This is a genomic window from Thermococcus sp. (genome assembly GCF_027008145.1).
GTDB lineage: Archaea > Methanobacteriota_B > Thermococci > Thermococcales > Thermococcaceae > Thermococcus.
Genome location: NZ_JALTCZ010000105.1, coordinates 1 through 2,177 on the forward strand (window position 1 = coordinate 1; position 2,177 = coordinate 2,177).

The window sequence follows — 2,177 nt, forward strand, 5'->3', positions numbered from 1 at the left end:
CCCGGTCTCGTTTCGACCCCGGAAGTTAAGCCCGCCAGCGTTCCCGGGTGTACTGCCCTCCGAGAGGGGGCGGGAAACCGAGAACGCCGCCGGCCACTATTCACACGCCCGGGTGGTGTAGCCCGGCCCATCATACGGGACTGTCACTCCCGTGACCCGGGTTCAAATCCCGGCCCGGGCGCCATACTCACAAACTTCGCGCAGGTGAAGTTTTGATCAAGTTCATGGCTCTTTTTGAAATGCTAAAGCCCAGGGGATTCCACCTACTGGCTGTTTTGAACTTGAATTTCCTTCATGCTCGGCCAAAGGAGTCTCTTTCATAACTGGCAGAGTAGCGTACTTCATCAAAAGTTCGCGGTTCCTCTTAGCTCTCCAGGGTGGGAGGGATCCTATTGAAAAACGCTGAAATAATCTCGAATTCTGCCTTCATCAACTTGACTTTAATGAGAGTTCAATTTTAACCGACGCCCGGAGGGCATCTCCAATACAAACCGCCAACTTTGATCAGACTTCGCCCAAGCGAAGTTTGTGTTGGTGCGGGGGGCGGGATTCGAACCCGCGAACCCCTACGGGACGGGACCCTAAATCCCGCGCCTTTGACCAGGCTCGGCAACCCCCGCGTGTTCCCCTCTTGTCCCTCGCGCTTTAAAAACTTTGAGGGGCAAAACTTATAAGGACGTAAAGGAAACTTTACGTAAAGTAAACTTTACATGACGGAAACATGAGGCGGATGACTTGAATGAACGAGCTCGCGTTGATGTCATTGATGGCACTCATCGGGGGAGGGCTTCTTGGATACTTCATGAGGAAGACGATAGTAGAAAACACAGGAGTCCCTTTGGACGAAAGAGGTCTTGAGATTTCCAAGCTCGCCGCTATGAGGACGCTGGAGTTGGTTCTGTTTGTTACAGTAGTTCTGCTTCTGTACTTTTGGACAATTGAACGGAACGAAGCGTGTGCCAACACAGTTGGGCTGGTGTTTTTTACAATATTCTTTGGGAATCTAGCTTTCAGGGCCTACTACTCAAGGAGGATGTGATGGATCCCCATGAAGAACCGCCTCCGGGAGCTGAGAGAGGAAAAGGGCCTTACCCAGGAGGAGCTTGCGAAGGCCCTTGGAGTGACGAGGCAGACGATAATAGCGATAGAGAAGGGTCGCTACGACCCCTCCCTGAGGCTCGCCTTTAGAATGGCGAGGTTTTTTAACGTCAGGATTGAGGACATATTCATCAACGAGGGAGATGAAGACGGGTGAGGGGCATTTTCTGACTCAAGGACTGCTGTGAGGTGGGAGCGTGCCGGCCGTTAAAGTTGAGAACCTTGAGAAGGACTACGGGAAGGTTAAAGCGCTCAAGGGGATAAGCTTCGAGATAAGGGAAGGGGAAATTTTCGGCCTTATCGGCCCCAACGGGGCCGGGAAGAGCACTACCCTCAAGATACTCGCCACCCTCCTGAGGCCGAGCGGGGGAGAGGCCGAGGTTTTCAACCACGATGTCGTGGAGGAAGCCCCGAAAGTTAGGAGGATAATAAGCTACCTGCCCGAGGAGGCCGGGGCGTATAAGAACCTGACAGGGAGGGAGTACCTGGAGCTCATGGCGAGGCTCTACGCCAAGGACGATGGGAGAGCTAGGAAGATGCTTGAGCTGGGGGTAGACCTATCTGGCCTCGGGGAGAGACTGAGGGACAAGATCTCGACCTACTCGAAGGGCATGACGAGGAAGCTCCTCCTGGCAAGAGCCCTCATGGTCAGGCCGAAGCTGGCCATACTCGACGAACCGGCGAGCGGGCTGGACATAATAAACGCCTATACCATAAGGAAGACGATAAAGCGCTTCGCAAGGGAAGAGGGCGTGACATTCCTTATTTCAAGCCACAACATGCTCGAGGTTGAGTTTCTCTGCGACCGCGTTGCACTGATCAACGAGGGCAGGATAATAGAAATCGGGACCCCGAAGGAGCTGAAGGAGGAGTACAGCGCGGAGAACCTCGAAGAGGTCTTTATGAAGGCCATAGGAGCGGAGGTGTGAGGATGTCGGACTTCTGGGTTCTGGCAATGAAGGAGCTCAAGAACCTCCTGAGGGACAAGAAGCTGATATTCGGTCTCATAATAGTCCCCCTCGTGATATATCCAGCTCTAGGGAAGACGATGCAGGTGGGCATAGAGAAAGCCCAGGGTA

At 53.6% G+C, this 2,177-nt stretch carries 3 protein-coding genes, 2 tRNA genes, 1 rRNA gene and 1 pseudogene; 6 read left to right on the forward strand and 1 reads right to left on the reverse strand.

Features of this window, described 5'->3' with window-relative positions; genetic code table 11:
- Positions 1-95, forward strand: a 5S ribosomal RNA gene (gene rrf / locus MVD07_RS05170); the annotation flags it as partial.
- 11 nt (positions 96-106) lie between these two features.
- Positions 107-184 (forward strand) — tRNA-Asp (locus MVD07_RS05175).
- A gap of 348 nt (positions 185-532) precedes the next feature.
- Here MVD07_RS05175 and MVD07_RS05180 read toward each other — a convergent pair.
- A tRNA-Leu gene (locus MVD07_RS05180) sits at positions 533-620 on the reverse strand.
- Between the two features lie 119 nt (positions 621-739).
- Between MVD07_RS05180 and MVD07_RS05185 the strand changes: the two genes are divergently transcribed.
- The 4 genes and pseudogenes from MVD07_RS05185 to MVD07_RS05200 all read left to right on the forward strand — a co-directional run.
- Positions 740-1,039 (forward strand): DUF2178 domain-containing protein, encoded by a 300-nt coding sequence (locus MVD07_RS05185; RefSeq protein WP_297499377.1) that lies wholly within the window; start codon positions 740-742, stop codon positions 1,037-1,039.
- A 9-nt stretch (positions 1,040-1,048) separates the two neighbouring features.
- Entirely contained in the window at positions 1,049-1,255 is a 207-nt protein-coding gene (locus MVD07_RS05190) for a helix-turn-helix transcriptional regulator (protein ID WP_297499378.1), read from the forward strand.
- Between the two features lie 40 nt (positions 1,256-1,295).
- Positions 1,296-2,027, forward strand: coding sequence for an ABC transporter ATP-binding protein (locus tag MVD07_RS05195; RefSeq protein ID WP_297499379.1), 732 nt, complete (start codon positions 1,296-1,298; stop codon positions 2,025-2,027).
- Between the two features lie 2 nt (positions 2,028-2,029).
- Positions 2,030-2,177: pseudogene (locus MVD07_RS05200) on the forward strand (ABC transporter permease); the annotation flags it as partial.

Coding starts and splice junctions, on each gene's coding strand:
- MVD07_RS05185 (WP_297499377.1), top strand. CDS start 740: ATGAACGAGCTCGCGTTGATGTCATTGATGGCACTCATCGGGGGAGGG.
- MVD07_RS05190 (WP_297499378.1), top strand. CDS start 1,049: ATGAAGAACCGCCTCCGGGAGCTGAGAGAGGAAAAGGGCCTTACCCAG.